This window comes from Providencia sp. PROV033, assembly GCF_028484855.1.
GTDB lineage: Bacteria > Pseudomonadota > Gammaproteobacteria > Enterobacterales > Enterobacteriaceae > Providencia > Providencia alcalifaciens.
Genome location: NZ_JAMPSW010000177.1, coordinates 1 through 3,432, shown reverse-complemented (window position 1 = coordinate 3,432; position 3,432 = coordinate 1). Strand labels below are relative to the sequence as shown.

The window sequence follows — 3,432 nt, the reverse complement described above, 5'->3', positions numbered from 1 at the left end:
GATCGTGGGTTTCTCCAAGCATGGCACTGGGGGCGGGCGTGGCCCTACTCAGTACATGACCGATGAGCAACGGGCAGGGCGTGAAAACGCCCCGCCTGTTGTGCTGCGCGGGGATGCAGAGCAGACACGCCAGCTCATCGACTCTTTGGAGTTCAAGCACAGGTACACCTCTGGCGTGTTGTCCTTCGCCGCTGGCGAAGAAATCACGCCAGCGATGGAGCAGGTCATCATGGATAGGTTTGAGTCTGTGGCCTTTGCAGGGCTTGAGCCTGATCAGTACGACATCCTGTGGGTGAGGCACACGCACGCAGGCCACCACGAACTGCACTTTGTCACGCCTCGGGTGGAGTTGAGTTCAGGCAAGAGCCTGAACATCAAGCCACCTGGTGAACGAGCCAGGGAGCACTTCGACGACTTCCGCAGCGAGATCAACGCCAGATACGGCCTAGCAGACCCTACAGACCCCGACAGGGCTAGAAACATCTCAACCCCTGACCATGAGCTAAAAATCGCCTCAGAAGCCCTCAGAAGCGGCCAGAAGCCGCCTGACAACATGCGGGAGCTGATAGACGGGGTTTTATCTCAGCGAGCCGTACAGGGGCTTATACGCAGCCGCGAGGACGTTTTAGAGCATGTCAAAGACCTTGCCCTCGATGTGACGAGGGCGGGGAAGGATTACATCACCGTCAGCGAGCCGCAAAGCGGCCAACGCTGGCGGCTCAAGGGGGAACTCTATGCAAGAGACTACGAACCTAGCCGCACGATTGAAAAATCAGATGCAGCAAGAGAACGCGACTATTCAAGACCTGACCCAGAAGCAGCTCAAATCTATGCGAAGCGAGTTGAGCTGCATATTGTGGCAAGAGCTGAATACCATCAAAGCAGATATCCAAAGCCAGAGCCAAAGCATCGGCTGGAGCATGTTCAAGAGCCGGTTCTTGTGGCCGACCTTGGTCGGCCTCAGTCTCTGTCTCGGCATCTTCGGCGGGAGCTGGGCAACGATGCGCTACTTCACCAGCCAGATCACGGAGCTACAGCGCAACGTCCAGACATTGGAGCAGAAGGGCGGCAAGATCCAGTTCAGCAACTGCGACAAGCGCCTATGCGCCCAGATAGACGAGAACGCGCCGACTTATCAGGACGGCTACAGGATTTTGAAGGGGTATTGAATGACCGAGTTAGAAACCCACTTGTTGAACGCCTTGAAGCGTTTGGAGCAGCAATTCAACGAGCAACAGAGAGCGTCAGAGCAGGCGCAAAGCGCCTTACGGACGATGTTCGAGCATACTTCACAAGAGAACAAGAACTTGCGCCAGCAAGTCAGCAACTTGAGCAGTCAGGTCGCCAGCTTGAGCGATCAGCTCCAGCAATTCGGCAGGCTGTACAGCACGAACAGGCGCTAGACCAGCAGCGCCAGCGCGAGATCAGCCGCAGCCGATCAGGGCCTAGTCTGGGGATGTGAGGTTAATCAGTGCTTGTCTGAAATGCTTGATTTCGGGTTTTCCTCTGAGATGGAAAGTTTCAGCTACGGTGCCTTTATCCCAAGATTCAACCCCTTGAATTCTCTCAGCCTCAGACTGCAAGCGGCTCATACCAAGCATGATCATTGATTGCTTTAAGTGGCGCTCAGACACATCAAGCAAAGCCGCCATTTCTTTCAAAGATAAATTACTCAAGGGGTAACTCCTGCTGATCTTCTTTCGCTAACTCTATTACGGTACTAAATGCCACCCTGTCACCATTAAACATGCATTGAGGATTTATAAAGTAATGCCCTACACGCATTGATTTTGCGATGATTTTAGCCTTTTCTAGTTCCGCTAGACCCCGTGTGAAAGTTGGATAACTTAGAGCAGGCACATCGTTTTTTTTCTTTGCGCTTGGGGAGTCATCTTCTCCAAAACCATAGTGCTCCAGAAAATCCTCATGTGTGAACTTGTCTAAAACAACTAAATCTTTTGCAATCGCTTGTTCTTTCAATGCCCACATGACAACCCTTAACGCCTTGTTTCCTGCCTTGGTTAAGTCAAATGTGAAAGACATATAATCAGCAAAAGTCTTTACAAACTTCTCTTTATCTACTCGTTTCCTTGCTACAACGTGAGTCCCAGTTATTTCACCCGTTGCTTGATTCACTAAGATATTGTTGTCTTTTCCTAGTGTGGATATCCGAACATCTTTCCCACCTACAGGTATCACCATATCCTTAACAAATGGATTGGTTTTATGTCGTTCTTTCGCGTGTGCCATTACCTACCCCGTTATCATATTTTTAATAACGGGAGTGTTATATAATATCGAGTCGTTGTCAATATTTTGATTTTTGCGTTATCAGTTCACTGATAACCGTATACCATGAGGCTGATAACCGACCCCCGATTTTCGTCATAATACCCCCCCGTATTTACTGGGCTAGAGCCGATTTCCCTTCTTAGTTCTTATCTAGTGCCTCGATAAGAAGCTCTTAGGGGCTTTGCCCCTGCCGCGCTTGCGCTTGGCATACCCCTGAAAAGAAATAATGCCTCGGCAAAGCCGAGAAAGACTTTTTTCGCTGCGCTATGCCCAAAGGGGCGCTGCCCCTTTGGAAACCCCGCACTCGCCGCCGTGAGGCTCGGGTGCTGGGTCAGGCGGTCGCTGCGCTCCCTTCTTCGCCAACACCAGAGCCAGAGGCTGGGGTCATTCCACAGGCATCAAGGGGCTTTCGCGGCATATCCTCAGTCGCTGCGCTCCCTCCGGTATTCCACGACCCCTTGACCCCTGCGCCATTCCCAAAACCAAGTGGAGAGCTGTCAAGGGCAAAAGCGGAAACCGCAGCTAAGCGAGCAAAGCGAGTCTGAACGGGTGAGCATTTTGGCGAAGCGAACCCTTGATAGATCGCAACGACCCAAGCCTAAGATCGGGGGCTGGGGTTTAGCGAAGCGTCCCCAGCTCCCGAGCCCTCGGCGGCAAGAGTGGAGAGTCCAGAGAGGCAAAGCCTCTTTGGGCAAAGGAGCAAAGCGACTGCTGCAAGGGAGGGTTCTTAGGGAGGCGAAGCCACCCTGAGCAAGGCCCCGATGGTGCGAAATGGAGCGAAGCGGAATGTAGCAACATTGGGTAGCCTTGTTTAACTCTGTGCCATCGTCTAGAATCGAGGTATGAATACACGTAAAAACATGCTAAGAGTCCGTTTTTCTGATGCTGAATGGGAGGCACTACAGGCGCTTTCTGAATCGGCAGGCATGAGCATGTCTGAGCTGGTAAGAGATCATCTGAGCAAGGTAAAGGTCAGGAATCGACAGGACGAAAAAGAGCGCGTGGTGATGCTCAACCGCATCAATGCCAACCTGAACATGATCGCCCGATGGGTGAACACCCATCGAGGCGCGGCTGATTCGGTTGAGGTGGTTAGTCACCTGATGGCCATAGAGCGAGCCATCAAGGAGTTGGCCAAGT

The 3,432-nt window shown here is 52.2% G+C and carries 5 protein-coding genes and 1 pseudogene; 4 read left to right on the top strand and 2 right to left on the bottom strand.

Annotated features, from left to right (window positions below):
• Positions 1 to 55: 55 nt before the first annotated feature.
• Both PSF16_RS17515 and PSF16_RS17510 read left to right on the top strand, forming a co-directional pair.
• Positions 56 to 436, top strand: a pseudogene (locus tag PSF16_RS17515) (relaxase/mobilization nuclease domain-containing protein); the annotation flags it as partial.
• A 219-nt stretch (positions 437 to 655) separates the two neighbouring features.
• Positions 656 to 1,462: a hypothetical protein gene (locus PSF16_RS17510; RefSeq protein ID WP_442959261.1), complete on the top strand. Its 807-nt coding sequence runs from the start codon at positions 656 to 658 to the stop codon at positions 1,460 to 1,462.
• Here the strand turns inward: PSF16_RS17510 and PSF16_RS17030 are convergent.
• Together PSF16_RS17030 and PSF16_RS17025 are read right to left on the bottom strand one after the other, a co-directional pair.
• Positions 1,446 to 1,676: a hypothetical protein gene (locus PSF16_RS17030; RefSeq protein WP_272689770.1), complete on the bottom strand. Its 231-nt coding sequence runs from the start codon at positions 1,674 to 1,676 to the stop codon at positions 1,446 to 1,448. The genes PSF16_RS17510 and PSF16_RS17030 overlap by 17 nt on opposite strands.
• The gene (locus tag PSF16_RS17025) at positions 1,669 to 2,250 is read right to left on the bottom strand and encodes a replication/maintenance protein RepL (protein ID WP_272689769.1); all 582 of its coding nucleotides are present in this window, start codon (positions 2,248 to 2,250) and stop codon (positions 1,669 to 1,671) included. The genes PSF16_RS17030 and PSF16_RS17025 overlap by 8 nt, the downstream gene beginning before the upstream one ends.
• A gap of 365 nt (positions 2,251 to 2,615) precedes the next feature.
• Here PSF16_RS17025 and PSF16_RS17020 point away from each other — a divergent pair, with 365 nt between their 5' ends.
• Together PSF16_RS17020 and PSF16_RS17015 are read left to right on the top strand one after the other, a co-directional pair.
• Entirely contained in the window at positions 2,616 to 2,837 is a 222-nt protein-coding gene (locus tag PSF16_RS17020) for a hypothetical protein (RefSeq protein WP_272689768.1), read from the top strand.
• Positions 2,838 to 3,134: 297 nt separating this feature from the next.
• Positions 3,135 to 3,432 (top strand): plasmid mobilization protein (locus PSF16_RS17015; RefSeq protein WP_272689767.1); only part of this gene is annotated, 298 nt, incomplete at its 3' end.

Excerpts from the sequence above, each read along its gene's own strand:
- PSF16_RS17025 (WP_272689769.1), bottom strand. The coding sequence starts at position 2,250 with ATGGCACACGCGAAAGAACGACATAAAACCAATCCATTTGTTAAGGAT.